Raw genomic sequence first — 26937 nt, forward strand, 5'->3', positions numbered from 1 at the left:
GGGTCTGGGTATCCTTGTATCAACGTCCGCGGCCGAAAAGCTGGGCAGCGGACAACAAGACGATCGATAGCACGATCAGGCAAGTCGAAATGGCGGCGATCGTCGGATCGATCTGATCGCGCAGCGCATTGAACATGCGCCGCGTCAGCGTCGTGGTCTCGCCGCCGGAGATGAACAGCGACACCACCACCTCGTCGAAGGAGGTGATGAAGGCAAACAGCGCGCCGGAGACGATCGAGAAGCGTATCTGCGGCATCGTCACCTGGAAGAAGGCCGAGAAGCGGCCGGCCCCGAGGCTGCGCGCCACCATCTCCTGGTTCATGTCGTAGGCGCGCAACCCCGAAAGCACGGTCAGCACGACCAGCGGCAGCGCCTGCACCGTATGCGCTATGACCAGGCCGGTCAGCGTGTTGTTGAGGCCGATGCGGGCGTAAAGGAAAAAGGTGCCGATGCCGATCAGGATGACGGGGATGATCAGTGAGGCGGTGAGCAGCGCGTTGATCGCGCCGGTCAGCCGCAGTGTGCGGGCGTTGATGGCGTAGGCTGCGGCGGTGCCGAGCAGCGTTGCGACGATCGCTGTCATAACTGCAACCTTGACCGACACGATGGTGGCGTCGCGCCATTCGACCGAGCCGAAGTAGCTCTCATACCAGCGCAGCGACCATTCCTGCGGCGGGAACTCTAAGAGCGACGAGCCGGAAAAGGACATGATGACGATGATCACCGACGGGGCGATCAGGAACAGCATGACGAGGCCACCGAGCGCGTAGAGCCAGAGGCGTTGCCGATGCGAGATGGGCAGGGCATTTTCCATGCTCATCGCTGGCTCCACACACCGGTGGCGCGGGTGCCGAGCAGCCAGTGGAAGAGGCCAAGCAGCGCCAGCGTGACGGCGAGCAGCACGACGCCAAGGGCAGCGCCCGCACCCCAATTGGAATAGAGGCTGGTGGTCTGCTCCATGCGCATCGCCCACATGATGACCTTGCCGCCGCCCATCAGCGCCGGGGTGACGAAGAAGCCGAGGCACAGCACGAAGACGATAACCACGCCCGAGGCCAGGCCGGGCAGCGACAGTGGGAAGAAGATTTGCCGGAACGTCGCGGCCGGGCTGGCGCCGAGATTCATCCCGGCGCGCAAGCAGTCGACGTCGATGGTCTTCATCGAGGCGTAAAGCGGCAGCACCAGGAAGGGCAGCATGATGTGGGTCATGCCGATCACCACACCAGCGAAATTGTTGGCGAGTGGCAGCGGCTGGCCGATGACGCCGATATCCATCAGCCATGTGTTGACCAGCCCCTTGCGCTGCAGGATGACCAGCCAGGCATAGGTGCGCACCAGCACCGAGGTCCAGAACGGCAGGATGACGAAGATCAGGCAGACCCCGGCGGCGCGGCGCGGCAGTTGCGACAGCATATAGGCCAGCGGATAGCCGAAGAGCACGCAGGCGCCGGTGACGACGAAGGCCACCTTGAAGGTGGTGACGAAGGTCTTGATGTAGGAGGCCTGCTCGAAGAAGCGCGCATAATTGGCGGCGCTGAGCTGTCCGCTTTCGTCGAACAGCGAAAGCCAGAACAGCCAGCCGATCGGTATGATGATGACGGCGAAGACCAGAAGCAGCCCGGGCGACAAAAGCGCGAGCAGGCCACGCGCTTCCCGCCGCGCGTCGGCGCGCAAGGCATCGGTATTGAGCGCCCCATCGGGCCGGCCGGCGTGGTCGAGGCTGGCGGATGCGAGGCTCATTGATCGGCCACCAGCACCACGTCCTGCGCTTCGATGCCGAGCGTTATCGGCTCGCCCGGCGCCGGCAGTCTCGCCAACACGTCGGAGCGGCAATAGTCGCGCAAAATCACCTGCCGGCCGTCCTTGAGCGTCGCATAGCAGACGAAGCTGTCACCCTGGTAGATGACGTCGCCGACCGTCGCCGGCAGCGCATTGATGTCGCCAGTCTGTTCGCCAGCGATCAGGCGCAGCTTCTCCGGCCGCACCACCATCAGGTGCCGGCCCGAGGACGGCATTGGATCCGTCATGCGCAGCTTGTTGCCTTCATGCCAGACGCCGCCATTGCGGCATTCGACCGGAATGAAGCTGGATTCGCCGATGAAGCCGGCAACGAACTTTGTTTTCGGCCTGGCGTAGAGGATCTCGGGCTGATCGATCTGCTCGATGCGTCCGGCATTCATGACGGCGACGCGGTCCGACATGGTGATTGCCTCACGCTGGTCGTGGGTGACGTAGACCGTCGTCATGCCGAGCCGGCGGTGCAGGTTGCGCAGCTCGATCTGCATGTGCTCGCGCAGGCCCTTGTCGAGCGCTGACAGCGGCTCGTCCATCAAGACGATGCGTGGCTCGAAGACAATGGCGCGGGCCAAGGCCACACGCTGGCGCTGGCCGCCGGAGAGCTGGTCGACACGGCGCTCGCCGAGGCCTTTCAGTTGCACAAGGTCCAGCGCCCTCTCGACACGCTCGGCCGTTTCGGCCGTCGACACGCGGCGCTGCTTCAGCGGAAAGGCGATGTTGTGGAAGACGTTCATATGCGGAAACAACGCATAATTCTGGAACACCATGCCGATGTTGCGCTTGTGCGGCGGCATGGTAATGATCTCCTCGCCGCCGACCTTGATGGAGCCGGCATTGGCCCGCACGAAGCCGGCCAGGATCATCAAGAGCGTCGTCTTTCCCGAGCCGGACGGCCCTAGCAGCGTCAGGAATTCGCCCGCCGCCACATCGACGCTGAGATCGCTGAGGATGGAGACAGCACCGAAGCGCTTCTCGATACCGCTGATGCCGATGGGAAGCGCGGACTGCGCAAGAGACAAGAGCATCTCCTTCAACTCCGGATCATTTTTCGCGAAACGATGCGGAGCGGCGTATCAGAAGCCGCTCCGACAGTTTCTTGTTACGCAATTCCGGACGGGAAAACCGCTGCGCACTTTTCCTGGAATTGCTTAACGTTACTGCTGGATCAGGTTGTTGAACTTCTCGGTCGCCTCGACGAGGGTGTCGCGCCAGAATGCCGGATCCTGCAGCACCTGCTTCTTGACGTTCTCGGGCGCGGAATTGATGTCCTTGATCCGCTCCGGCGGGATCTTGCCGGTCTCGAAAGCCTTCTCGTTGGCCGGGCCATTGTCGACATAGAGGGGCAGGTTGGCCTGGAGGTCGGGGCTGACGAACTTGGCCAGCGCCTTCATGGCGATGTCCTTGTTCTTCGAACCCTTCGGGATGACCATGCAGTCGGCGGTGAGCACGCCCTGATCGAAGGAGAAGCTGACCGGCGCGCCTTGCTTCTTCAGCGTACCGGCGCGGCCGTTCCAGATGCTCGCCATGTCGACCTCGCCGTCTTTGACGAGCTGCATGGCCTGCGCGCCGGAGGTCCACCAGGCATCGATATGGCCCTTGACCTTGTCGACGGATTGCAGCGCGCCGTCGATGTCGACCGGATAGACCTTGTCGATCGGAATGCCCTTGGCAAGCGCGGCGACGCTCAGCGTCTCCGTTGCCTGGCTGCCGGAGAGCGCGCGGCGTCCAGGGAATTTCTCGACATTCCAGAAATCGGCCCAGGTCTTGGGGCCCTTGTCGCCGAAAACATCGGTACGATAGATCAAAACCACCGAGGTGTAGGAAATGCCGACCCAATCATCGTGGACAAGCTTCGGGTTGATGCCGCTCTTGTCGATGACGTTGTAGTCGAGCTTCTCGAACAGGCCTTCCTTGGAGCCGCGCGCGCATTCGTCGGCGCCGAGTTCGGTGATGTCCCATTTGACGGCATTGCCGGTGACCTGCAGCCGCACGTCGTCGAGGCCGTTGGTGGTGTCCTGCTTGATGGTGATGCCGAGTTCCTTGGCCGTCGGATCGAAGAAGGCCTTGGTCTGCGCTTCCTGATAAGTACCGCCCCATGAGGCGACGGTGATGGTGTCGGCGGCCGAGGCCGGAACGGCGACCGCGGCCAGCAGGCCGGCGACGGCCAAGCCGCGAATACAGAGTCTCTTCGTCATTTTCGCTTCTCCAACCGGTGTTCCCGTTATCGTTGATTTGGTATGCGAATTTGTATACAATTTTGAGTGTAATTCGCCGGAAGCCGATGTCAACATGGGGCATCGGGTTTTTTGGTGGTGGGAGAAGCAGGACGGTTCGGAGCGGCCGCTCGCCCCGAAACGGTCTGTTCAAGCAGGCGCTAAAAGGCACTAAACTGCGATTCCATGACTGACCGTTGGAGGCGGGAACGCTTGAGCAAGGAGAGAAAGAACACGTTGCGCGACTCGGTGTTCGAGTCGCTGAAGGCGTTGATCATCACCGGCCAAATCCCGCCGGGCGGCAGGGTGACGGAAAACGAAATCGCCGAGCGCCTTAAGGTGAGCCGCACGCCGGTGCGCGAGGCCTTCAACCGTCTGGAGCGCGACGGGCTGGTGATCGGGCGGCCACGCCAGGGCTACGTGGTGGCCGAGTTCAACCTGACCATGTTCCGCGAGGCTTTCGACATCCGCGAATTGCTCGACAGGCGCGCGACCGAGCTGGCGGCGGCAAACGCGACCGCTGCCGACAAGGCGCGGCTGCGCGAGATGCTCGCCGAATGCGAGCGGCTGGCGGCGATCCCAGATCGCAGCACCAGGGAGAAATTCGAGGAGCTCCAGGTCGGCATCGACCTGCACCGGGTGATCGCCGAAATCAGCGGCAATGAGATGCTGCATGGCATGCTTTGCGGCATCCTCGACAAATGCCAGCAATATGTGTGGACCGAGCTTCTGTGGCTGGACGAATGGAAGCTCACCCGCGAGGAACATGCCGGCATCGTCGACGCGATCTGCGCCGGCGATGTCGCCTTGGCCGGCGAGCGCGCCCGCGCGCATGTGCGCGGCTCGCGCGAGAACATCCTGCGCCTGCTGCAGGCCAAGTCCGACTATCAGGGATTCTTCGCCAAGGCGTCTTGAGCCTAGGCCCGTTCCATCAGTTGGAAAGCATGGGGCAGTTGGCGCCGCGCCGCAGGCTGACATGCGACACGTCGCCGACGCTGAATTGAGTACCGTCGGCGCGGCGTGGGGCATCGATGACGATCGAAGTCCCCTGTCCGAGCTCGGCATGCAGGCGCAGCGTGCGGCCATGGAAGACGACGCCGCTGACCCGTGCCGGCGCAGTGCCTTCGCCGGCTTCACCGACAACCAGGAGATCTTCCGGCCGCACGCCGATGGTTCGCGTGTCGCCGGCGGCCGGCGTCTCGCCGCCGTCTGAGATCGCTTCCAGCGGCAGGTCGCCGGCGGCAAAGCGCAGGCGCTCGCCGTCGCGGCCGAGAAAGCGCGACTGCAACAAGTTCATGGTGCCGATGAAGGAGGCGACGAAGCGTGTCGCAGGCCGGTCGTAAAGTGTGGCCGGCGGCGCGATCTGCTCAATGCGGCCCTTGTTCATGACGACGATGCGGTCGGAGATCGACAGCGCCTCGGTCTGGTCGTGCGTGACCATGACGAAGGTGGTGCCCAGCCGCGACTGCAGCCGCTTCAATTCGACCTGCATCTGCTCGCGCAGATGCGCGTCGAGCGCCGAGAGCGGCTCGTCGAGCAGAAGCACGCGTGGCTCGCAGACGATGGCGCGGGCTAAGGCGACGCGCTGGCGCTGGCCGCCGGAGAGTTCGGAGACGCGGGCGCGCAGCTTGTCGGCAAGGCCTACCATGTCGAGCGCCTCGCGGACCCGCTTGGCCTGCTCGGCGCCGGTGAGTTTGCGCAGCGACAGGCCGAAGCCGACATTGGCGGCGACATCCATATGCGGGAACAGCGCGTAGTCCTGGAAGACCGTGTTGACCGGCCGGTCGAAGGGCCGCAGGCCGGTGATGTCGCGGCCGTCGAGCAGCACATCGCCGCTGGTCGGGCTCTCAAAGCCGGCGATGACGCGCAAGCTCGTCGTCTTACCGCAACCGGAAGGGCCGAGAAGGGTCAGGAACTCGCCGGGAGCGATGTCGAGATCGACATTATCAAGCCCGACAATGCCGCCAGGAAACACTTTTGAGATTTTCTGCAGCCGTACGAGCGCGTCAGGCGCCATCGCGCACCTCGGACGGTTTTGTCGTGTTGACCCAGAGGATCTGGCAGCGCTCCGCGCCGGGATTGCGGAAGGCATGCAGAAGGGTGCTCTTGAAGGCGAAGCTGTCGCCGGCCTTGAGCACATAGGTGCTGGCGTCCACCACCAGCTCGACCTCGCCCGCCATGACGAAGCCGAATTCGTGGCCGGCATGGGCGTAGGCTTCCGCCGTGCCGCCGCCGGCCTCGACCGTGACCAGCATGCCGGTCAGCGTCGCGGCGGGCGGCGACAGCAGCGCCTTGGCGATGCCTTCGGATTTCACCGGAATCTGCCGTCGCTTGTCGGCGCGCACGCAATAGAGATCATTGACCGCTTCGCTGCCGTCGGCGATCAACGCCGACGGCTCGATGTCGAGCGCGGCGGCGAGCGGCCAGATCACCTTGACGCGCAGCGAGGACATGCCGCGCTCGATCTGGCTGAGCGCACCGATGGAGATGCCGGCCTTGGCCGCGAGCTCGGCCAGCGACAGCTTGCGCTCGAGCCTGAGCGCCCGCACGCGCCGGCCGACGCGGATATCGGCATCGTCTTTCGGCTTTGCCGCCGCTTCGTCAAGAATGTCCATGCGTTGGTCCTTGTTGTCTTTCCCCGGTGTGGCGCAGCGCCGCCAAGCTCCCCTTCTCCCCTTCTTGTGGGAGAAGGTGAATCGGCGCGATAGCGCCGAGACGGATGAGGGTGTTCCAGCGAAGTGAGACGTCTGTGTTCCCTGGAGCACCCCTCATCCGGCCGCTTCGCGGCCACCTTCTCCCACAGGGGGAGAAGGGGGAGCTAGTCATCCCCCGGCCTTCACCTTCTCGAACATTTTCGCCATATCGTCATTCTGCTTCATCGGCCCGGTGAAGATGGTGCTCTTCAGCATCACGTCCGGATCCGCAGGCAGCTGCAGCTTGTCCAGCTCTTCCTTCGACACCCCGGCAAACGCGGTGCTCAGCGAGCTGCCATAGCCATAGGACTGGATCAGGAATTTGCCGGAGTCGGCGTCGAGGCGGCTGTTGATGAAGTCATAGGCGAGGTCGACGTTCTTGGCGTCCTTGAGCATGACGAAGCCGCAGGCCCAGGTCAGCATGCCTTCCTTCGGCTTCATGAACTCGACCGGCACGCCCTGCTTCTTCAGCGAGGTGGCGGACGCGTTCCAGGTCATGGCGGCAACCAATTGGCCGCTGGCCAGCGCCTGCTCGACCGAGGTCATGTCGGTGGTGTAGCTCGACAGCAGCGGCCGCTGCTCGCGCAGCTTTTCGGCCACCTTGTCCATCTGGTCGGGTGTCATGTCGAAGGGGTTCACGCCCGCCAGCAGCGCCGCGACGATCGGCGTGTCGTGCACGGCGTCGATCGTCGCCATGCGGCCGGCATATTGCTTGTCCCACAGAAGGTTCCAGCTCGCCTCAGGGTTCTTCACCAGATCGGTGCGGTAGAGGATCGAGGTGTTGCCCCAATCCCACGGCACCATCCACACCTTGCCGTCGCCGGCCTGCAGGTCGGGCAGGTTCTTGAACACCGGGAAAATCGAATCCCAGTTCTTGATGCGCTTGGTATCGATCGGCTGCAGCAGGCCTTCCTTGTTCCAGCGCGCCACTTTGTCGTAGCAGGGATGCGCGATGTCCGGGCGGAAGCCGGCCTTGACCTTGGTGAAGGCGTCGTCATCATCGCCGAAGATCGTCGCCTCGACGCCATCGGGATGCGCGGCAAGGAAGCTCTTGTTGAAGTCGGGCAATTCGTAGCCCGACCAGGTGAAATATTGCAGCTTGTCGGCGGCAAGAGCGACTGTCGACGACAGCGCGAGCGCCAGCGCGGCAAGGCCAGCCCGGGCTTTGTGTCCGGCGATCGATTTCAGGTGGACTGTCATTTTCGTTCTCCTCTTCTTTGTTGTGGTTCAGGCTGGATTGCGGTGCGCAGCGCCGAGGCCGCGGTGGCGAAGGATTTCGGCTGTGCCCGCGATGATGAAGGAGACAGTGAGGATCACCGTGCCGAGCGCCATCACGGTCGGCAACGAGCGCGGGAAGCGCAGCTGGCTCCAAATGTAGAGCGGCAGCGTCGGCTCGGTGCCGGCGAGGAAGAAGACGACGATGAACTCGTCGAAGGAAATCAGGAAAGAGAGCATGAAGGCCGACAGTATGGCGGGCAAGCTGAGCGGCAGCATCACGCGCCGGAACGTCGTCCAGTCGGAAGCGCCGAGATCGAGCGCGGCTTCGCGGATCGTCTTCGGGATAGCGGCGAAGCGGCTGCGCATCACCACGACCGTCGTCGGCAGCGCGACGAGGATGTGGCCGAGCACGATGGAAACGCGGGACGGGCCGAGGCCGATCAGATTGACCAGGATCAAAAGCGAGATGCCGACGATGACGCCGGGGATCAGGATCGGCAGGCGAGCGATGGCGCTGATCGTGGCGGCAAGCGGCGAGCGGCCGTAGAGGTCCATATAGGAAACGGTGATGCCGCAGAGCGTCGCGCCGAAGGCGGCGATGACCCCGATGACCAGGCTGTTGGCCAGGGCGCCGGACAGCGCCGGATTGCCGTAGAGCGTCCGGTACCATTCAAGCGTGAAACCCTGCAACGGAAACGCCGCCTGGATCGAGTTGTTGAAGGAAAACAGCGGGATCAAAAGCACCGGCAGATAGAGGAAGACGAGATAGCCAAGCACGTAGAGGCCGAGCCAGCGACCGTCGCTATTGATGTCTGCCCGGGCGCTCATGTGCGGCTGCCGAACCGGCGGTCGGCGCCGCGGGCGACGAGCACCACGCAGAGGATGACCAGCATGACGCAGACCGAGAGCGCGGCGCCGAACGGCCAGTCATTGGCCTTGCCGAATTGCGACTGGATCAGCGTGCCGATCATGGTGCTGGCCGGACCACCGACCATGGCCGGCGTGACATAGTCGCCGACCGTCGGGACGAAGACGACGAGCGCCGCCGCCAGAACGCCCGGCATCGAATTGGGCAGCACGACGCGGCGGAAGCTGGTGAAGGGCCGCGCGCCAAGATCGGAGGCTGCTTCGAGCAGCGATTTGGGGATCGTGTCCAGCGCCACGTAGATCGGCAGGATGGCGAAAGGCGCATAGGCGTGGGCGAGTGTCACCACGACCGCGGCCGGCGTGTTGAGGAAGGCGAGCGTCGGCTCCTTCCAAAGGCCTGTCTCGATGAAGGCCGAGTTCAGAACGCCATTATAGGCAAGCACGATCTTCCAGGCGAAGACGCGCAAAAGGTAGCTGGTCCAGAAGGGCAGCGTGACCAGGAAGAGCAGCAGGTTGCGGCGCCGCCCGGCATGGAAGGCGAGGTAATAGGCGACCGGATAGGCAGTAACGACGGTGGCGAGCGTCACCAAGCCGGCGATGACCAGCGAGCGCAGCGTCACCGTCCAATAGAGCGGATCGGTGGCGACGGTCACGAAATTTTCGACCGTCAGGCCAACCCCGAGCAGCGAGCCGTCATTGCCCCTGAAGGCGAGAAAGACCACCAGGCCAAGCGCGAACAGGATCAGAAAGAAGGTGACCAGCCCACCCGGCAGCAGCATGGCGAAACGGAAGACCGGCGAGATGCGGTTTTCCGGCAAGGGCCGTGTTGCGGCGATGGTCGACATCGAAGGCCTGTTGGCTCCATCGGATTTTTGAAATCGTCTGATGTTTTTTCATATTCATGAAACTGTCAAGCAGATTCGCTTGTGCGCTGCACGCATTCGGCGTCAGCGTTCGAACGCGTCGAGCATGCGGTACCAAGTGATTGCCGCGGCAACCCCGACCTGGCGGAAAGCGTGGAACGGGATCAGCTTGATCGGCGACAGCGGAAACGGCAACTGCCGCACGTCGCCGCTTGCAAGGTAGTTCGCCATGCGCTTGCCGAGCGCGCTCATCAGGCCGATGCCCCTGCCTTGGCAGCCGACAACCGCGAGCAGGCCTTTTTCCGGTTCATGCAGATGCGGCAGGTGATCCGGCGTCAGCGCCACGCGGCCGAACCAACGCTTTTCGATGGCGATGCCGGCAAGCGCCGGATAGAGGCGGGTGAGCGCGCGTTCGCAATGCGCCCAGTCGGCGGCGCTCGAAGGCAGCGCCATGCGGCCGCGACCGCCCAGCACCATCCGGCCATCGGGAGTCCGGCGGTAGTAGACAAGGATGCGACGGGAATCGGAAACGGCCTGACCGCCCGGCAGGATGCTTGCGGCAAGCTCGGCCGGCAGCGGCGCGGTGGCGATCTGGAAGGAATGCAGCGGCACGATCGTCTGGGCAAGACCAGGCAACAGCCCGTCCGTATAGGCGTTGGTGGCGAGCACGACCGACTTGGCTTGCAATTCGGCGCCGCCTTGCGTCGAAACCCGCCAGACACCGGTATCCTTGGCAAGCTTCACCACCCGCTGCTGCTCGGCGATGCGGGCGCCGGCGGCCGCGGCGACGCGGGCGAGCTCGAGCGTGTAGGACAGCGGATCGATGACGCCGGCGCGGCGGTCCAGCCAGCCGCCGAGATAGCCTTTGGCGCCGGTCATCGCCGCGATTCCCGCTTTGTCGAGCAGCTCGACGTCGGCACCCCGCGAGCGCCATTGGCGATCCCGGTTCGCCGCTGCCTTGAGCGCGGTCTCGGTGTGCGCGGCCTGGATCCAGCCATTGCGCGTGAACGGCACCGCCAGCTTCTCGTCGCCGATCACGTCGAACACGGCATCGGCCGTCGAGGCGGCGAACGCGACCAGGGCTTCGCCGCGCTCCCTCCCGAAGTGCTCGATCAGCCACTCCGGATCGTATTTGAGGCCGGGAATGACCTGGCCGCCATTGAGGCCTGAAGCGCCCTGCCCGATCAAGCCGGCATCCAGCACCTGAATGGAAAGGCCCGCGCGCGCCGCATAAAGCGCGGTCGACAGCCCCATGATGCCGCCGCCGACGATGACCGCGTCAAGCACGCCGCCGGCCGAAAGCTCAGACTGGAACGCCGTGGCCGCCTGGGGCTTTCGCCAGATCGGATCGGAAAAGGCTGCGGCCAAGAGGGTCACCTACGCGCTGGAGCTTGGTGAAAATTCTATTGCCGATTTCATAGATTTGAAAGAGCGCTTCGATGGGCCAGTTCGGCCGTGGCTGTGTGACAGCACATGCATGGTCATAAATGTTGCGGCTGGCGGGATAGACGTTTCCGCGAAATCGGGGAAAAGTGCCGCGCGCGAAAAATTGAGAGGAATGATGCCATGACCGATCCGACCCGCCTGCCCGCCGATGGAATTTTCGTCGGCCGCGCCAAGGCCAGCGCCGCTTCCCATCCGCTGGTGGTGACGGTGCGGGACGGCGAGGTGATCGACATCACCTCGAGCGCGGCGCCTACGGTGCGCGATCTTTGCGAATTGAAGGATCCAGCTGACTATCTGCGCTCGGCCAAGGGCAAGGCGATCGGCGCGCTGGAAGAGATCGCGGCGAACAGCTTCGAGGCCAAACGTGACGCCGGGAAGCCCATCCTGCTGTCGCCCGTCGACCTGCAGGCGGTGAAGGCCTCCGGCGTCACCTTCGTCGTCAGCCTGCTCGAGCGCGTCATCGAGGAACAGGCGCGCGGCTCGGCCGAAAAGGCCGACGCCATCCGCGCCGACATCGCCGGACTGATCGGCCACGATCTGTCGAAGCTCAAGCCCGGCTCGCCGGAAGCGATGGAGATCAAGGCCAAGCTGATCTCGCGCGGCGCCTGGTCGCAATATCTCGAAGTGGGCATCGGCCCGGACGCCGAGATCTTCACCAAATGCCAGCCGATGGCTTCCGTCGGCTTCGGCGCCGATGTCGGGCTGCATCCCGTCTCCACCTGGAACAATCCGGAGCCCGAGATCGCCATGATCGCCGACAGCTCGGGTCGCATCGTCGGCGCCACGCTCGGCAACGACGTCAATCTGCGCGATGTCGAAGGACGCTCGGCGCTGCTCCTCGGCAAGGCCAAGGACAACAACGCTTCGGCCTCGCTCGGGCCGTTCATCCGCCTTTTCGACGAAACCTTCTCCATCGCCGACGTGAAGCGCGCCACGGTGCGGCTCAGCGTCGAGGGCGAGGACGGCTTCTCGCTGGAGGGCGCGAGCTCGATGGCGGAAATCAGCCGCTCGCCGGAAGAGCTGGTCAAGGCGGCGATGGGACCGCACCACCAGTATCCGGACGGACTCGCGCTCTATCTCGGCACCATGTTCGTACCCTCGAAGGATCGCGGCGAGAAGGGCAAGGGTTTTACCCACAAGGTCGGCGACATCGTCACCATCTCGTCGGAAAAGCTCGGCGCTCTGGTCAACCGCGTAAGGCTGTCGCCCGACTGCCCGCACTGGACCTACGGCGCCAGCCACCTGATGCGCGACCTGGCCAAGGCGGGTCTGATCTAAAGCCGCACCAGAAGGCGGTTGCTTCGAGGCCAATCCGTGCAGCGGATGGCGATGGCGCCGCTTGCCCAATGAATATCGCCGCTGCTGATGCAATCTGATGGGATTGCTGATGGCGCGCGCGCCTGTGCCAACATCCATTGGCGATGAAGGCTTGCCACTGCCTGAAAAAGAGAATGCTCTAGACGTTCCGGTCGGCGCGGGCAGGAGATGCGGTCCAAGACCGCGTCGCGCCGATCCAGGAGGAGAGTTCAACATGGGAGGAAATCGAATGCTTTCGCGGCTAAGACTGCTCGTGCTTGGCTTGATCGCGGCTATCGCCATTCCGGCGATGGCCGAGGCCAAGACGTTCTACTGGATTTCGCATGGCGGCCCGGCCGATCCGGTCTGGACCTACTTCCTGGCCGGCGCCAAGCAATGGGCGAGCGACACCGGCAACAAGGTGAACACCTCGTTCCACAATGGTGATGTGGCGTCACAGCAGGAGGCCGTCCGTGCCGCCATCTCGGCCAAGGCAGACGGCATCGTCACCACCAGCCCGGATCCGGGCAGCCTTGTCGAGATCGTCAAGGAAGCGCGCGCGGCCAACATCCCGATCATCAACTTCAACACGCCCGATCCGAAGGCCAACTTCAACGCCTATGTCGGCGGCGACAACGTCACCTTCGGCAAGCACTGGGCGCAATATCTGGTCGACAAGGGCCTGGTGAAGAAGGGCGATTTCGTCTGGATGCCGGTCGAGGTTCCCGGCGCCACCTATGGCGTGCAGGAAGAGGAAGGCATCAAGAGCGTGTTCGGACCGGCCGGCATCACCTATGAGGTGACCGAAGCGACGCTCGACCAGGCCGAAGTGATCAACCGCATGGTCGACTATCTCACCGCTCACAAGGGCAAGGTGAAGGCGATCATCGGCCTCGGCGACCTCGTCACCGGCTCGATCAAGCGCGTCTTCGACCAGGCCGGCGTCAAGCCGGGCGAAATCCCAGTCGTCGGCTGGGGCAACTCGCTCGACACCACGCAGGAAGTGCTGAACGGCTACGTCAATGCCGGGCAGTGGCAGGACCCGCAGGCGACCAGCTATGTGGCGCTTTCGCTGGCCAACATGGCCGCCAGCGGCATTCCTCCGGGCTTCAACGTCATCACCGGCGCGCTCTATGAGAAGGACACCGCCGGCGTCTACGACAAGATCCTGTCCGGCAAATAATCCCTGAAATCTAAGGTCGCGGCTTTCGGGCCGCGACCGCTTTCCTGTACCGTCGAGCCCTGTCTGATCGGAGTGGGCTTCAGCCAATCATTCACGCCGCGGGCTCAATGGAAAACCGTTCCTTCATTCAAAGTTTCATCGCTCGAGCGGAATTCGGTCCGCTGGTGCTGCTTATCGTCGAGCTCGTCGTCTTCTGGGGCATCAATCCCGACTTCCTGTCGCCGCAGAATATCTCGAACATCCTGGCCTTCACCGTCGAGCTCGGCCTGATCGCGCTGGCAATGACCTTGCTGATGACATCCGGCGAGTTCGATCTTTCGGTCGGCTCGCTGTTCGGCTTCTCGCCGGTGCTGATGTGGACGCTCTACAACAGCGGCGTCACTTCGCTGGAAATGGGCCTGCTGATCGCGCTGATCGTCGCTGCCCTGATCGGGCTGGTGAATGGCTGGTTCGTTACCCAGCTCAAGATCCCGTCCTTCCTGGTGACGCTCGGCATGCTGCTGGTCGTGCGCGGCTCGGCGCTGTTCATCACCGACGGCTTTCCGCAGCGCACCTGGAGCGCGGAAGGCAGTTGGCTGGCGAACATCCTGGTCGGCGACTTCTATGTCGGACCTTTCCGCATCTACGCCTCGCTGTTCTGGTTCATCGGCGCCGCGATCGTGCTCGGCTATGTGCTGACGCAGAGCCGCACCGGCAACTGGATCCAGGCCGCCGGCGGCAATCCAAACGCAGCCCGCGCGCGCGGCGTCAACGTCAGCCGCGTCAAGGTCGGCCTGTTCATCCTGTCGGCGGTGATGGCCTCGCTCGCCGGCGTGATCTCCTCGCTGCGCACCTCCGCGGCCAACCCCAACAGCGGCACCGGCTACGAGCTCGAGGTCATCGCCATGGTGGTGATCGGCGGCACGGCGCTGACCGGCGGGCGCGGCACCATCATCGGCACGGTGCTTGGCATCCTGATCCTGCGCGTGATGCGCAACGGCATCGTGCTGATCGGCGTGCCGGGGCTCGCCTACAATATCTTCATCGGCGCGATCATTCTCGGGATGATGGCGCTGCATTCATGGCTCGAACGCCGGCACCAGGCGGGAACTTAGGACGATGGCCGAACCGCTCATCCGCATGGAAAATATCCGCAAGTCCTACGGGCGCGTGCAGGCGCTGGTGGACGCCAATTTCCACGTCAATGAAAAGGAGATCGTTGGCCTGCTCGGCGACAACGGCGCCGGCAAGTCGACGCTGATCAAGGTGCTGTCGGGCGCCGTGCCGCTGACCAGCGGCGACATCTTCATCCGCGGCAGGAAGGTCACGCTGCGCAGCACCAGCGATGCCATTGCCCACGGCATCGAGACGATCTATCAGGATTCGGCGCTGGTCACGCAGCTGTCGATCGCGCGCAACCTGTTCCTCGGGCGCGAGCCGATCAAGGCGCCGCGCTTCCTGAACCGCATGGACCAGGACGCAATGAACACGGTAGCGCGCGACCTGCTCAAGCAGGTCGGCATCACCAAGAACATCCCGCCGACAACACCGATCGGCTCGCTGTCGGGCGGCGAGCGCCAAGCGGTGGCGATCGCGCGCGCCATGCATTTCGACAGCGATCTCATCATCCTCGACGAACCGACCAACAATCTCGGCGTCGCCGAGACTCAAGGGGTCTTGAGTTTCGTACGCAGCGCCCGCGATTCCGGCCATTCCTGCATCTTCATCGCGCATAACATCCATCACGTCTTCCAGGTGGTCGACCGCATCGTGGTGATGCGCCGGGGCAAGGTGGTGGCCGACGACATCGATCCGAAGAAGACCACGGTCGCAGAGGTCGAGCGCGTCATCACCGGCATGTCGGACAAGGAAATCCGCGACGCGATTTCCGACGGCCGGCAATCGCATGGCTGACTGCTGACCGGCGGCCGACGGCGGCCGGCAGCCGCTTCACGCCCGCCGCTGGCACAGGATTGCATCAGCGCCTATGACTGGACCCATGAAAGCCACCGTAGCCGATATCGCCCGGAGCTGCGGCCTGTCGACCGCGACCGTCGACCGGGTGCTCAACAACCGCCCGGGTGCAAGCGCTGCCAACCGGCAGCGCGTGCTGGAGGCGGCCAAGCAGCTCGGCTATCTGCCGACGCTCGATCAGGTCGTACTGCCGTCGAAGCCGGCGCATCTCGAATTCTTCCTGCCGATCGGATCCAATGCCTTCATGGCCGATCTCGCCCATCACATCGAGGAGTATGCCGCGCGCCTGCCGCTGGTCGCTTCCTGCCGCATCCATAACCTTCCCGGCATTTCGCCGGGCACGCTGCAGAGTGCCGTGGAGAACCTGTCGCTCAAGGCCAACGGCGTCGGCGTGATCGCCGTCGACCATCCGCGCACGCGCAACATCCTGCGCGAGCTGGTCGATGCCGGGATCAGGCTGGTCACGCTGATCTCGGATGTGCCAGCGGCACCGCGCTCGGCCTATGTCGGCATCGACAACCGGGTGGCGGGCCGCACGGCGGCGCTGCTGATGGGCCGCTTCCTCGGCGGCCGTAGGGGACATCTGGCGATGGTGGTCGGCTCGCGCTCCTATCGCGGCCACGAGGAGCGCGAGATGGGCTTTCGTTCGGTGCTCGCCGAAGAATTTCCCGACCTCACGGTCTCAAGCGCGGCCGAAAGCAACGACGACCCGGACGCCAGCTACCGCGCGACCGTCAAGGCGCTGCACGACGAAACGGATCTGCTCGGCATCTATTGCGTCGGCGCCGGACGCTCCGGCGTGGCCAAGGCGTTGCTCGACGTCAAGCCGCGTTTGAAGCCGGTCTTCATCTGCCACGACCTGACCAGGGAAACGCGCCGCTATCTCGTCGACGATCTTGCCGACGTCGTCATCGACCAGAATGCGCGGCTGATCGCGGAGCAGTCGGTGATCCGCCTGCTCGGCTCCATTGCCTCGTCGGCGCCATACCTGACGAAGAAATTCATCGAGCCGCGGCTGATCTTCAAGGAAAACGTCCCGGCGCAGTAGCGCGGAGCGCGCCGCTCGCTTATTTGTCTGACGATTGATCCCGCAATTCTGCACAGCAGCTATGCAGGTTTCGCAATTGCCGAATCGTTAGGCACCCCGTATTTATCTGGGTGTCGGCCGTCTCCTCCTCCCAGATGTGATGCCGACGCTGAGTGCGGTACACCTCCTCCCGTGCCGTATTCGAAATCGAGCCCGCTGCCACCTCCTCCCGGCAGCGGGCTTTTCTTTGCGTGCCAAAGGCGGAGGCGAAGCTACCTAATGCTGACCAGATACGCGCCTAGCCTTTCGCCGTCACCAGATTGGAGCTGAGTTCGAAAGCGACCCCCGATCCATCCGCATAAGACTGCAGCACGGGCGCGCTCCCGCTCATGATGTCCTCCACGACGTGCTTGCGTTCCTGATCGGCCATTGCCTTGCCGGCGGCGCTCATGCCGACCAGGGCCATCGTGTTCAACCGCAGGAGAGGCGCCCCGTCCTCAAAGCGTATCCTGCGCGATATTGTCCTTGATCGGACGTCGTGGAAGCCGGCGTCCCGGAGCAGCACCTCGATCGGCGCCGCATTCCCAAAGCTGTGGCGCAGGTCCACCACTGGGCCGAGGAGGCGCTCGGCGACGCGGCGGAGATCCCGAAAGAAGGGGATTTCCTCATCGGGGCGCCACGTGGCAACGGCCAGCCGGCCGCCCTGCGCCAGTGCTCGCCGCATCTCCGCTGCCGCAGCGGACTTATCGGGAAAGAACTGCAGCCCTTGTTGACAGACGATCAAATCGAACTGCTCTCCGTCATGGAGGGGCAGTACACCGGCATTGCCTACGCGCCAATCGATGTCCGGCGCCACGGTGCGCGCGACAGCAAGCATATCTGCGTTGATGTCGATGCCGAGGACATATCCGGCGGCACCGAGCCGTTCCCTGGCAACCCGGGCAACTATTCCCGTGCCGCAGGCGATGTCCAACACACGATGGCCTGGAGACAGCTTCAGGTCTTCGAAGGTCACTTCAGCCCAGGGGCGGAAGAGAGGACCCACGAGCCAGCGCTCATACATCTCCGGAAAACTTGCCTGACCCATCGTCTAGCGCCCGTTTCCGGAACAGCATAACAGAATCAGGACGAGGCGAAGAGATCAGCGCGCCCGGAACGAGGCGATCAGGCTTTCGGCCATGCGCACGAATTGCGCGCTCGGACCTTCGGCGCCGACGCTCTGCATCGAGACGCGCGCGCCTTCGAGCAGCAGCGACAGCGTGTCGGCGAGAAGCTCGGCCTGGCCGATGCCGGCATCGCGGCAAAGCGCGACCAGCTTTTCGCGCTGGGCCTCCTTCAGTTCCTTGATGACGCGCCTTGCCGGGTGATCGGTCTCGGTGAGCTCGACGGCGGCATTGGCCATATCGCAGCCGCGGCTGTCGGCGCTCAGCAGTTCCGAAGCCTTTTGCACCCAAGCATGCAGCTGGGCGAGCTTATCGCCGGGATGCTTGGCCTCGAATTCGTCCCAGATCCTCGAAGCCTTCGCCGCCGTCGCGCGCAGGCATTCGACGATCAATTCGTCCTTGGACTCGAAGTGACGGTAAAGCGTCATCTTGTTGGTGCCGGCAGCCTCGGTGATGGCGTCGACGCCCACACCCTTGATGCCGTGCTTGTGGAACATGTCCTGCGCCGTCTCCAGGATTCGGTCCCGGGGACGGGAACGCTCCGCAACGCCGTCAGTCATCATGCTCTCCTTTCGTCGTTTCCAAAAAAACCGTCGCCACCTCTTGACTATGGTGTTACCGGTCTGTAACTTCCAGCATGTTACTTACTGGTAACACCTATATCACTCGCCGTCAAACGACAAGGCCCTCCGATAGCCCTGCCAGAGTGAGATAGGACGCAAAACCTGCCTGTCATGCGGCTTTGGCCGGTGAAGAACGAGAAAAAGCGGTTCGTGATCAAGCGATGCGGACCGAGCAAGGAGCCACTCCTATGCAAAAGCGCAAAGACCTGACGATCGACGAAGCCATCCGGGATCCGATGATCCGGCTGGTGATGAAGGCGGACGGCATCGACCCCAAAGCCTTCGAACGGATGCTGCGCCAGCGCGCGGCTGACCAGGCGCCGGGCAACATCCCGCCATCCTTCCTGCAGGATTCCGGCTCGGGCCGGGCCCGGCGCCTGCGCCATTTCGCAAACCCGTTCGGCGAGGCGTCCGCATCATGGTGAACTTCTTCATCCACCGTCCGATCTTCGCGTCGGCGATCGCCATCATCATGGTGCTCGCCGGCGCGATCGCCTACTTCCTGTTGCCGGTCTCGCAGTTCCCCGACATCACGCCCCCGCAGGTCGTGGTCAGCGCGCACTATCCCGGCGCCAGCGCACAGGTCGTTGCCGATACGGTCACCACGCCGCTCGAGCAGCAGATCAACGGCGTGCAAGGCATGACCTACATGTCGTCGACGAGCTCGAATGACGGCTCTTCGACCATCACCATCACCTTCGATGTCGGCTATCCGCTGAGCACGGCGGCCGTCGACGTGCAGAATCGCGTCAGCCAAGCGGCATCCTCCCTGCCGGCCATCGTCAACCAGGGCGGCGTGACGATCAAGAAGCAGAATCCCAATTTCGTGCTGATCGTCGACCTGACCTCGCCTGACGGTTCGGTCGATCCAGTGGCGCTGAGCAACCTCGCCTATCTGCAGGTGGTCGATCCGCTGAAGCGCCTGCCCGGCGTCGGCGACGTGCAGATCTTCGGCGAGCGCCGCTATTCGATGCGCGTCTGGCTCGATCCGGACAAGCTTGCCAATCTCGGCATCACCGCTGTCGACGTGCAGAACGCCATCACCGAACAGAACGTGCAGGTGGCGGCCGGCAAGATCGGCCAGTCGCCGGCGCCGGCCGGCACCGCCTTCGAGATGCAGGTCAATGCGGTGGGCCGCCTTAGCGATCCGAAGGAATTCGGCGACATCGTCGTGCGCGCCAATTCGCAGAACGGCTCGCTTGTGCGGCTGCGCGACGTCGCCCGCATCGAGCTCGGCGCGCTGCAATATTCTTCCTCCGCCTTCTTCGGCAAGGACCCGACCGTGGTTTTGGCCGTCTACCAGATGCCGGGCTCCAACGCCCTCGACCTGCAGCAGCGGGTCAAGGACAAGATGCAGGAGCTGTCGAAGCGCTTCCCGAAGGGCGTCAGCTACGCCATGCATTACGACACGACGCGTTTCGTGTCGGCCTCGATGCACGACGTACTGATCACGCTCGGCGAAGCGCTGGTGCTGGTGGTCGCGGTGGTGTTCATCTTCCTCCAGAGCTGGCGCACCACCATCATCCCGACCATCGCCATTCCCGTCTCGCTGATCGCGACGCTGGCGGTGATGTACATGCTGGGCTTTTCGCTCAACATGCTCTCGCTGCTCGGCATGGTGCTGGCGATCGGCCTCGTCGTCGACGACGCGATCGTCGTGGTCGAGAATGTCGAACGTCAGCTCGAGGCAGGACTCAAGCCGCTGGCCGCTACGCGCGCGGCGATGGCCGAGGTGACCGGTCCGATCATCGCCACCACGGCGGTGCTGATGGCGGTGTTCGTCCCCGTCGCTTTCATCCCGGGCGTCTCGGGCCGGCTCTATAACCAGTTCGCGTTGACCGTCGCGATCTCGGTCGGCATCTCGGCCTTCAACTCGCTGACGCTGTCGCCTGCGCTGAGCGCTGCGTTCCTGCGCCATCGCGGTGAGACGCAGTTCGTGCTGTTCCGCTGGTTCAACGCCGGCTTCGACTGGCTGTCGCATGCCTATGCGCATGGGGTGCGCATTCTGATCAAGCTGCGCTGGATCATGCTTGGCCTGTTCGCGGCCGGCCTCGTCGCCACCTATTTCGTCTGGCAGAAATTGCCCTCGACCTTCCTGCCGGTCGAGGACCAAGGCTATTTCTTCGTCGTCATCCAGCTGCCCGACGGCGCTTCCCTCGAACGCACCGACGCGGTGGCGCAGAAGGCGCGCGATATCCTGCAGAACACGCCTGGCGTCGACATCGTCGGCTCGATCAGCGGCCTGAACTTCCTGACCAGCGCCGCGCAGTCGAACTCGGCGGTAGAGTTCGCCATCCTGAAGCCCTGGGACGAACGCGGACCCGAGCAAAGCGCGTCGAAACTGGTCGAGCAGGTGCGCGGCAAGCTGTTGCAGATGCCGGATGCGTTCGCGCTCTCATTCGACCCGCCATCGATTCCGGGCATAGGCACCACCGGCGGTTTCGAGTTCCAGGTGGAGGACCTCTCGGGGCGCGGCAGCGCTGCGCTGAACGACGTAACGCAGGCGCTGATCGCCGAGGCGCGCAAGCAGCCGGAACTCAACCCGCAACAGCTGTTCTCGTCCTTCTCGACCTCGACGCCGCAGTTCAACTACGACCTCGACCGCAGCAAAGCGAAGCTGCTCGGCCTCAACCTGCCGGACGTCTTCAACACGCTGCAGATTTATCTCGGCTCGCTCTATGTCAACGACTTCAACTTGTTCGGCCGCACCTTCCGCGTGACCATCCAGGCCGACAAGGATGCGCGCGCCGACGCCACCGACATATCGCGGCTCTATGTGCGCAACGCCTCGGGCGGCATGGTGCCGCTGAGCACGCTGGGCAGGCTGGTGCCGATCGTCGGACCGGAGACCGTACCGCATTACAACAACAACGCGTCTGCACTTATCAATGGCGGTGCTGCCCCCGGCTTCTCGTCCGGACAGGCGGTCGCGGCCATGGAGCGGGCGGCGGCGAATGTGCTGCCGCGCGACTTCGGCTACGAATGGACCGGCATCACTTTCCAGGAGCTCAAGGCCGGATCGATCGCCTCGGTCGTCTTCGGGCTGGCGATCGTCTTCGTCTTCCTCATCCTGGCGGCGCAGTATGAAAGCTGGGCGATGCCCTTCATGGTGCTGCTTGCCGTGCCGCTCGCTCTGTTCGGCGCCTTCATCGTGCTCCTGCTGCGCGGCATGCAGATCGACGTCTATTCGCAGATCGGCTTCGTCATGCTGATCGGCCTGGCGGCGAAGAACGCGATCCTGATCGTCGAGTTCGCCAGACGCCGGCGCGAGGAAGGCTTGACCATCGTCGAAGCGGCGATGGAAGCCGCGAGGCTTAGATTGCGGCCGATCCTGATGACCGCCTTTGCCTTCATCCTCGGCGTGCTGCCGCTGATGTTTGCGACGGGCGCAGGCGCCGCCAGCCGGCAATCGATCGGCACCACCGTCTTCGGCGGCATGGTGGCGGCGACCATCCTGTCGCTGGTCTTCGTGCCTGTCTTCTACGCCGTGATCGAGCAGTTGCGCGAACGCGGCGAAAGGGAGCCTGCCAAGGCGCACGACGATGCGCCTCAGCAGGACGAAATTGAACCGACCGCCGAGCCGGCGCTTCAGCCGCTGGCCCAGGCAGCCGAATAAGATTGGAGATCAATTATGCGTAGATGGAAAATCGCCTTGGGAACGGCCGTCGCGCTGGGCGCGATCTCGGTGGCCAGCGTGCACTTCCTCGACATGGGCAATTTGAGCGGCGGCGCAGCGGGTGCTGCGCCAGCGCCGGCGGCCTTCGTGATGCCGGTGCCGGTGGTGAATGTGGTGAAGAAGACGCTGCCGATCTATCTCGACTATGCCGCGCGGGTGGAGTCGATCCGCAGCATCACGCTGCAGGCGCGCGTACCGGGCTATCTGCAGGAGCAGACGGCGGCCGACGGCAGCGACGTCAAGCAGGGTGACCTGCTTTACCGCATCGCGCCCGACGACTATCAGGCCGCGCTCGACCAGGCGAAGGCGCAGGTGCAGCGCGATAGCGCGACGCTCGAATATGCAAAGTCCAATCTCGGCCGCGGCACCGACCTTGCCAAGGCCGGCTATCTCGACAAGGACAGCTTCGACCAGCGCACCAGCAATCTGCGCACGGCCCAGGCCGCCCTTGCCGTCGACCAGGCGGCGGTGCGGACTGCCGAGCTCAATCTCGGCTATGCCGAGATCAAGGCGCCGTTCTCGGGCCGCATCGGCCGCAACCAGGCTTCGGTCGGCACGCTGGTCAGCGTCGCCGGCACGGTGCTCAACACGCTGGTGCAGCTCGATCCGATCTACGTGACCTTCAATCCGAGCGAGAGCGATCTGGTGCAGATCGAGCAGGCGAAGGCCGCCGGTCCGATCGCCGTCGACGTGCTGTTGCCCGGCGAGACCCAGCCCAGCCAGAAGGGCGAGCTGACCTTCATCGACAACACGATCGACCATTCGACCGGCACGATCACGGCGCGCGCCACCATCGGCAACGCCAAGTTCACGCTGCTGCCTGGACAGTATGTGCGGGTGCGGCTGCATGTGAAGGAACAGCCCAACACACTGATGGTGCCGCAGGTGGCACTGGGTTCCAGCCAGCTCGGCAAATACCTCTATGTCATCGGCAAGGGCAACACCGTCGACCAGAAGCTGGTCTCGCTCGGCCCGACCGACGGCGACCTGATTTCCGTAACCTCCGGCATCTCGGAGACCGACCAGGTGATCACGGGCAATTTGCAGAAGATCGGACCCGGAATGCCGGTTTCTCCCTTGCCGCAACCGAAACCGGCCAGCTGATAACCCCCATCAGTTTCCGGTCCGACGGCGCCCTCGATACCCACGTCGAGGGCGCCGTTTACTATTTGGGGTCAGACAATTCCGACCCCGAAAGGAACAGTCTTCTACGGACGGGTCCCTTGTTGGATTGTCGACAACCTGATTGTGTTACAGTCGGTTCATCAGAATATGACCTGACCCGCAACGGACACAAACGTGAAGATCAAGAGCATCAAGGCCTATCATGTCGTGCAGCCCTTCGTGGACGGACCTTACCGCATGTCCAAGGGGCGGATCGCCGACTGCTTCGACGCGGTGATCGTCGCCATCACGTCGGACAGCGGCGACACCGGCTGGGGCGAGATGGCGCCGCTCGGCAATTTCTACTCGGCCGCGTTTCCCGCAGGCACGCGCGCGGGCGTGCCGGAGATCGCGCCGCATCTCATCGGCCAGGATCCACGCGGCCTTGCCGGCATCGGCCGGCTGATGGACACGGCATTCAAGGGCCACCCCTACATCAAGTCGGCGCTCGACATGGCGTGCTGGGATATTGCTGCCCGCGCCGCCGGCGTGCCGCTGGTGACCATGCTTGGCGGCCGCGAGAGCGACATGGCGGAGACCTACCGGGTCGTCACCCACGGCACGCTCGATCAGATGGCAGCGCTTGCCAAAAGGATCATCGCCGAAGGCTGCCGGCGCCTGCAGGTCAAGGTCGGTGGCAATGTGCGCGACGACATCGAGCGGGTCTCGGCAGTGGCCGCCGCCGTGCCGAAGGGCACGGTGATCTTCTGCGACGCCAATGCCGGCTGGACGCCTTACCAGGCGCGCCAGTTCGCCGACGCCACGCGCGGCATCGACTACACGTTCGAGCAGCCATGCACGACGATCGAGGAGAACATGTCGGTGCGCCGCATGCTCGACAAGCCGATGGTGCTGGACGAATCCGTCACCTCGCTGGGCGAGATGCTGGAGATCCACCGCCGCGGCGCCGCCGACGGGCTGACGCTGAAGATCTCGCGGCTGGGCGGCGTAACGCAGACCCGCCTGATCCGCGACGTCGCCGTCGATCTCGGTTTCATGATCACGGTCGAGGACACCGGCGGCGCCGAGATCGACACCGCCGCCATGGCGCATCTGTCGCTGTCGACGCCGCAGGAGCGCCGGCTGCACGCCATCGCCTTCCACGAATGGGTGACGGTGCGTACGGCCAGGAACGCGCCGCCGGTAACCGGCAGCCACATGGGCGTTCCCGACGGCCCCGGCCTTGGCATCGATGTGGACCCTGGCCTGCTCGGCAAGCCGTTCTTCGAGATTGGCTGAAGATGAAGATCAGGTGGGTCGAGAACATTGGCGCCAGCGCGCCGTGCTACTCGGCCGCCACGCCTTTCACCTCGAGATAGCTTTCCATGGAATCGTCCAGCGCCTGCAGCCAGGGCGTATGATGGACCGGCGACATGGTGCCGGTCATCAGCGAGCGGTAGGCGTTGTCGCGGAAGGTCATGATGTTTTCCATCTTGTGGTGCTCCCACTCCATGAAGGTGCGGTTGACCGCCTCGACGTCGAAGCCCGGATAGTCTGTCTGGTCCATCAACTCCTTGGTGTAGTCGCCCTGGAACCAGATCATCTGCTCGGCGTCCTCCAGCGTCTCCTCGCGCGCCCGCCACTTGGCGCCGTGCTCGGCCATCGCTTCGGCGGATGGCAGCTTTATGCGGCCCATGATGACGTCGCGCGCGTACCAGGCCTGCGCGTCGAACATGTTGAAGGTGTAGAACTGGTCCTGCATGCCGATGTAGAAAAGCTTCGGGTTCTTCTCCCAGACGACGCCTTCGTAGAGATCGAGCGGCCACATCCGGTTGGCGGTCTTGAGCTTGAGGTCGTCGGTGAGGAAGGGGAAGGAATGCAGATAGCCGGTGCACAGGATGATGGCATCAACGTCCTTGGTCGTGCCGTCCTTGAAATGCGCCGTCTTGCCGACGACCTTCTGCAGCAGCGGCACCTCCTTCCAGTTCTCCGGCCATTTGAAGCCCATCGGCTTGGAGCGGTAGCTAGAGGTGATCGATTTGGCGCCGTATTTGTAGCACTGCGAACCGATGTCCTCGGCCGAATAGGAGCGGCCGATGATCAGGATGTCCTTGCCCTTGAATTCCATGGCGTCGCGGAAATCGTGGCTGTGCAGGATGCGGCCGTTGAAGGTGGGGAAGCCCTCGAAGAAGGGCACGTTGGGCACCGAGAAATGGCCCGAGGCGACGACGACGTTGTCGAACTCTTCCGAATAGGTGACGTCGTTGGTGCGGTCATGCGCGGTGACGGTGAATTTCCCGGTCTCGTCGGAGTAGGTCACCATACGCACCGGCGTGTTGAACCGCACCCATTTGCGCACGCCGGATTTCTCGACCCGGCCCTTGATGTAGTCCCACAGCACCGCGCGCGGCGGATAGGAAGCGATCGGCCGGCCGAAATGCTCCTCGAAGGTGTAGTCAGCGAATTCGAGGCATTCCTTTGGGCCGTTCGACCAGAGATAGCGGTACATCGAGCCGTGCACCGGATCGCCATGCTCGTCGAGGCCGGTGCGCCAGGTGTAGTTCCATAGGCCTCCCCAGTCGCTCTGCTTCTCGAAGCAGACGATTTCCGGGATCTCGGCGCCCTTGTCGGCGGCCGACTTGAAGGCCCTTAGCTGGGCCAGGCCTGACGGTCCGGCTCCGATGACGGCGACACGAGATTTCATTGCGGGCCTCCTCCTTTTTGATTTCGACTTTTTTCTTGACGCAATTCCGGGCGGAAAACCGTTCGACACTTTTCCTGGAATTGCTCCCACGAAACAAATTTCACTGACAGTGACAGTAATTGGGTCTTTGGTGCTGTCAACAAACATCTGCGGCGGCGGCGTTTGCGTGAAACGGTTTTTGCGCGCAAAGGCGGCGGCGTCACGTTGAAGCAGGCGCGCCCTGCAACCGCTAGCGGCTTGCTGTCGCGGTTGCGCTCTTGTATCGCCACCGAATATGTTCACCTTGAGTGAAATAAATCCGCGAGAGTCGGGGGCGACATGGCGAACAAGAATTCCGGCACCAGGTCCACCGATGCGGCAGCGAAGGGCAAGGCGCCGCTAAAGCGCGTTTCGGCGGCCGGGCGCACGATACGCGCGCCGTTGACGCAAAATCCGCACGCCATCCGCGACACGCGCGAGAAAGTGCTGGAAGTGGCGATCGGCCATGAGGTGCGCGCGTTCCGCAAGAAGCTCGGCATCACCGTCGCCGATCTCGCCACCGCCACCGACATTTCGCTCGGCATGCTGTCGAAGATCGAAAACGGCATCACCTCGCCGTCGCTGACGACATTGCAGGCGCTGTCGCGGGCGCTGGGCGTTCCGGTGACCGCCTTCTTCCGGCGTTTCGAGGAAGAACACAGCGCCGTCTTCGTCAAGGCCGGCGAAGGCGTCGATGTCGAGCGCCGCGGCACCCGCGCCGGCCATCAGTACAACCTGCTCGGACATATCGGCGCCAACACCAGCGGCGTTGTCGTCGAGCCCTATCTCATCACATTGACCGAGAATTCGGACGTGTTTCCGACCTTCCAGCATGCGGGCATGGAATTCCTCTACATGCTCGAAGGCGAGGTCGTTTACCGGCACGGCAACAACCTCTATCCAATGAAACCGGGCGACAGCCTGTTCTTCGACGCCGACGCGCCGCACGGCCCGGAAGAGTTGACGCGGCTGCCGATGCGCTATCTGTCGATCATCTGCTATCCGCAAAACAGCGCCGGGTGAGACGTTCTGGTTCCTCGCCTCACGAAAGTGGGGAGAGGTGGCTCGGCGAAGCCGAGACGGAGAGGGGAGC

At 63.7% G+C, this 26937-nt stretch carries 24 protein-coding genes; 11 read left to right on the forward strand and 13 right to left on the reverse strand.

The genetic code is table 11. The features are described from left to right. Window positions 1-19 precede the first annotated feature (19 nt). From LB552_RS11205 to LB552_RS11220, 4 genes are all read right to left on the reverse strand, one after another. On the reverse strand, window positions 20-820 hold the full coding sequence (locus LB552_RS11205) for an ABC transporter permease (protein ID WP_224605372.1): 801 nt from the start codon (window positions 818-820) through the stop codon (window positions 20-22). After that, window positions 817-1740, reverse strand: coding sequence for an ABC transporter permease (locus LB552_RS11210; RefSeq protein WP_224605375.1), 924 nt, complete (start codon window positions 1738-1740; stop codon window positions 817-819). Before LB552_RS11210 ends, LB552_RS11205 begins: the two co-directional genes overlap by 4 nt. Continuing rightward, on the reverse strand, window positions 1737-2816 hold the full coding sequence (locus LB552_RS11215; RefSeq protein WP_224605958.1) for an ABC transporter ATP-binding protein: 1080 nt from the start codon (window positions 2814-2816) through the stop codon (window positions 1737-1739). The genes LB552_RS11210 and LB552_RS11215 overlap by 4 nt, the downstream gene beginning before the upstream one ends. A gap of 135 nt (window positions 2817-2951) precedes the next feature. Next, entirely contained in the window at window positions 2952-3992 is a 1041-nt protein-coding gene (locus tag LB552_RS11220) for an ABC transporter substrate-binding protein (RefSeq protein ID WP_224605377.1), read from the reverse strand. Between the two features lie 231 nt (window positions 3993-4223). On the opposite strand from LB552_RS11220, the gene LB552_RS11225 reads away from it, so the two are divergent. After that, entirely contained in the window at window positions 4224-4925 is a 702-nt protein-coding gene (locus LB552_RS11225) for a GntR family transcriptional regulator (RefSeq protein WP_224605379.1), read from the forward strand. A gap of 16 nt (window positions 4926-4941) precedes the next feature. On the opposite strand, the gene LB552_RS11230 is transcribed toward LB552_RS11225, so the two are convergent. From LB552_RS11230 to LB552_RS11255, 6 genes are all read right to left on the reverse strand, one after another. Further along, complete coding sequence (locus tag LB552_RS11230) at window positions 4942-6027, reverse strand: ABC transporter ATP-binding protein (protein ID WP_224605381.1); 1086 nt, start codon at window positions 6025-6027, stop codon at window positions 4942-4944. Continuing rightward, window positions 6017-6625: a cupin domain-containing protein gene (locus tag LB552_RS11235; RefSeq protein WP_224601237.1), complete on the reverse strand. Its 609-nt coding sequence runs from the start codon at window positions 6623-6625 to the stop codon at window positions 6017-6019. The genes LB552_RS11230 and LB552_RS11235 overlap by 11 nt, the downstream gene beginning before the upstream one ends. Window positions 6626-6832: 207 nt before the next feature. Then, on the reverse strand, window positions 6833-7903 hold the full coding sequence (locus LB552_RS11240) for an ABC transporter substrate-binding protein (protein ID WP_224605383.1): 1071 nt from the start codon (window positions 7901-7903) through the stop codon (window positions 6833-6835). Between the two features lie 27 nt (window positions 7904-7930). Further along, on the reverse strand, window positions 7931-8749 hold the full coding sequence (locus tag LB552_RS11245; RefSeq protein WP_224605385.1) for an ABC transporter permease: 819 nt from the start codon (window positions 8747-8749) through the stop codon (window positions 7931-7933). Beyond that, on the reverse strand, window positions 8746-9633 hold the full coding sequence (locus LB552_RS11250) for an ABC transporter permease (protein WP_140845780.1): 888 nt from the start codon (window positions 9631-9633) through the stop codon (window positions 8746-8748). The genes LB552_RS11245 and LB552_RS11250 overlap by 4 nt, the downstream gene beginning before the upstream one ends. A 102-nt stretch (window positions 9634-9735) precedes the next feature. After that, entirely contained in the window at window positions 9736-11019 is a 1284-nt protein-coding gene (locus tag LB552_RS11255; protein WP_224605387.1) for an NAD(P)/FAD-dependent oxidoreductase, read from the reverse strand. 198 nt (window positions 11020-11217) lie between these two features. Between LB552_RS11255 and LB552_RS11260 the strand changes: the two genes are divergently transcribed. From LB552_RS11260 to LB552_RS11280, 5 genes are all read left to right on the forward strand, one after another. Continuing rightward, window positions 11218-12375 (forward strand): fumarylacetoacetate hydrolase family protein, encoded by a 1158-nt coding sequence (locus LB552_RS11260; protein WP_224605390.1) that lies wholly within the window; start codon window positions 11218-11220, stop codon window positions 12373-12375. Window positions 12376-12643: 268 nt separating this feature from the next. Then, entirely contained in the window at window positions 12644-13576 is a 933-nt protein-coding gene (locus tag LB552_RS11265; RefSeq protein ID WP_140844574.1) for a substrate-binding domain-containing protein, read from the forward strand. Between the two features lie 107 nt (window positions 13577-13683). After that, window positions 13684-14670 (forward strand): ABC transporter permease, encoded by a 987-nt coding sequence (locus LB552_RS11270; protein WP_095768755.1) that lies wholly within the window; start codon window positions 13684-13686, stop codon window positions 14668-14670. Between the two features lie 4 nt (window positions 14671-14674). Then, entirely contained in the window at window positions 14675-15469 is a 795-nt protein-coding gene (locus tag LB552_RS11275) for an ATP-binding cassette domain-containing protein (RefSeq protein ID WP_095768756.1), read from the forward strand. 85 nt (window positions 15470-15554) lie between these two features. After that, entirely contained in the window at window positions 15555-16577 is a 1023-nt protein-coding gene (locus LB552_RS11280; protein ID WP_224605393.1) for a LacI family DNA-binding transcriptional regulator, read from the forward strand. A gap of 277 nt (window positions 16578-16854) precedes the next feature. Here LB552_RS11280 and LB552_RS11285 read toward each other — a convergent pair whose 3' ends face one another. After that, on the reverse strand, window positions 16855-17643 hold the full coding sequence (locus tag LB552_RS11285; RefSeq protein ID WP_224605395.1) for a class I SAM-dependent methyltransferase: 789 nt from the start codon (window positions 17641-17643) through the stop codon (window positions 16855-16857). A gap of 54 nt (window positions 17644-17697) precedes the next feature. Continuing rightward, a complete protein-coding gene (locus LB552_RS11290) occupies window positions 17698-18279 on the reverse strand; it encodes a TetR/AcrR family transcriptional regulator (RefSeq protein WP_140544202.1) in 582 nt (193 codons plus the stop codon). Between the two features lie 251 nt (window positions 18280-18530). On the opposite strand from LB552_RS11290, the gene LB552_RS11295 reads away from it, so the two are divergent. The 4 genes from LB552_RS11295 (at window position 18531) to LB552_RS11310 (ending at window position 24421) form a co-directional block, all read left to right on the forward strand. Then, window positions 18531-18767, forward strand: coding sequence for a hypothetical protein (locus tag LB552_RS11295; protein WP_095768759.1), 237 nt, complete (start codon window positions 18531-18533; stop codon window positions 18765-18767). After that, complete coding sequence (locus LB552_RS11300) at window positions 18761-21958, forward strand: efflux RND transporter permease subunit (RefSeq protein ID WP_224605398.1); 3198 nt, start codon at window positions 18761-18763, stop codon at window positions 21956-21958. The genes LB552_RS11295 and LB552_RS11300 overlap by 7 nt, the downstream gene beginning before the upstream one ends. 15 nt (window positions 21959-21973) lie before the next feature. After that, complete coding sequence (locus tag LB552_RS11305; RefSeq protein WP_224605401.1) at window positions 21974-23122, forward strand: efflux RND transporter periplasmic adaptor subunit; 1149 nt, start codon at window positions 21974-21976, stop codon at window positions 23120-23122. A 195-nt stretch (window positions 23123-23317) separates the two neighbouring features. Then, window positions 23318-24421, forward strand: a complete 1104-nt coding sequence (locus tag LB552_RS11310; RefSeq protein ID WP_224605403.1) for a mandelate racemase/muconate lactonizing enzyme family protein — start codon at window positions 23318-23320, stop codon at window positions 24419-24421. Between the two features lie 46 nt (window positions 24422-24467). Here LB552_RS11310 and LB552_RS11315 read toward each other — a convergent pair whose 3' ends face one another. Continuing rightward, on the reverse strand, window positions 24468-25826 hold the full coding sequence (locus LB552_RS11315) for an NAD(P)-binding domain-containing protein (protein ID WP_224605405.1): 1359 nt from the start codon (window positions 25824-25826) through the stop codon (window positions 24468-24470). A 318-nt stretch (window positions 25827-26144) separates the two neighbouring features. Here LB552_RS11315 and LB552_RS11320 point away from each other — a divergent pair, with 318 nt between their 5' ends. After that, window positions 26145-26867: a helix-turn-helix domain-containing protein gene (locus LB552_RS11320; protein ID WP_095768763.1), complete on the forward strand. Its 723-nt coding sequence runs from the start codon at window positions 26145-26147 to the stop codon at window positions 26865-26867. Window positions 26868-26937: the final 70 nt, after the last annotated feature.

The organism is Mesorhizobium sp. CA7 (assembly GCF_020165015.1).
GTDB lineage: Bacteria > Pseudomonadota > Alphaproteobacteria > Rhizobiales > Rhizobiaceae > Mesorhizobium.

Bases quoted from the DNA above. Each gene is read 5' to 3' on its own strand.
- LB552_RS11320 (WP_095768763.1), top strand. From the start codon at position 26,145: ATGGCGAACAAGAATTCCGGCACCAGGTCCACCGATGCGGCAGCGAAG.
- LB552_RS11260 (WP_224605390.1), top strand. From the start codon at position 11,218: ATGACCGATCCGACCCGCCTGCCCGCCGATGGAATTTTCGTCGGCCGC.
- LB552_RS11295 (WP_095768759.1), top strand. From the start codon at position 18,531: ATGCAAAAGCGCAAAGACCTGACGATCGACGAAGCCATCCGGGATCCG.
- LB552_RS11305 (WP_224605401.1), top strand. From the start codon at position 21,974: ATGCGTAGATGGAAAATCGCCTTGGGAACGGCCGTCGCGCTGGGCGCG.
- LB552_RS11315 (WP_224605405.1), bottom strand. From the start codon at position 25,826: ATGAAATCTCGTGTCGCCGTCATCGGAGCCGGACCGTCAGGCCTGGCC.
- LB552_RS11270 (WP_095768755.1), top strand. From the start codon at position 13,684: ATGGAAAACCGTTCCTTCATTCAAAGTTTCATCGCTCGAGCGGAATTC.
- LB552_RS11265 (WP_140844574.1), top strand. From the start codon at position 12,644: ATGCTTTCGCGGCTAAGACTGCTCGTGCTTGGCTTGATCGCGGCTATC.
- LB552_RS11250 (WP_140845780.1), bottom strand. From the start codon at position 9,633: ATGTCGACCATCGCCGCAACACGGCCCTTGCCGGAAAACCGCATCTCG.
- LB552_RS11280 (WP_224605393.1), top strand. From the start codon at position 15,555: ATGAAAGCCACCGTAGCCGATATCGCCCGGAGCTGCGGCCTGTCGACC.
- LB552_RS11220 (WP_224605377.1), bottom strand. From the start codon at position 3,992: ATGACGAAGAGACTCTGTATTCGCGGCTTGGCCGTCGCCGGCCTGCTG.
- LB552_RS11235 (WP_224601237.1), bottom strand. From the start codon at position 6,625: ATGGACATTCTTGACGAAGCGGCGGCAAAGCCGAAAGACGATGCCGAT.
- LB552_RS11205 (WP_224605372.1), bottom strand. From the start codon at position 820: ATGAGCATGGAAAATGCCCTGCCCATCTCGCATCGGCAACGCCTCTGG.
- LB552_RS11240 (WP_224605383.1), bottom strand. From the start codon at position 7,903: ATGACAGTCCACCTGAAATCGATCGCCGGACACAAAGCCCGGGCTGGC.
- LB552_RS11290 (WP_140544202.1), bottom strand. From the start codon at position 18,279: ATGACTGACGGCGTTGCGGAGCGTTCCCGTCCCCGGGACCGAATCCTG.
- LB552_RS11285 (WP_224605395.1), bottom strand. From the start codon at position 17,643: ATGGGTCAGGCAAGTTTTCCGGAGATGTATGAGCGCTGGCTCGTGGGT.
- LB552_RS11245 (WP_224605385.1), bottom strand. From the start codon at position 8,749: ATGAGCGCCCGGGCAGACATCAATAGCGACGGTCGCTGGCTCGGCCTC.
- LB552_RS11275 (WP_095768756.1), top strand. From the start codon at position 14,675: ATGGCCGAACCGCTCATCCGCATGGAAAATATCCGCAAGTCCTACGGG.
- LB552_RS11300 (WP_224605398.1), top strand. From the start codon at position 18,761: ATGGTGAACTTCTTCATCCACCGTCCGATCTTCGCGTCGGCGATCGCC.
- LB552_RS11210 (WP_224605375.1), bottom strand. From the start codon at position 1,740: ATGAGCCTCGCATCCGCCAGCCTCGACCACGCCGGCCGGCCCGATGGG.
- LB552_RS11230 (WP_224605381.1), bottom strand. From the start codon at position 6,027: ATGGCGCCTGACGCGCTCGTACGGCTGCAGAAAATCTCAAAAGTGTTT.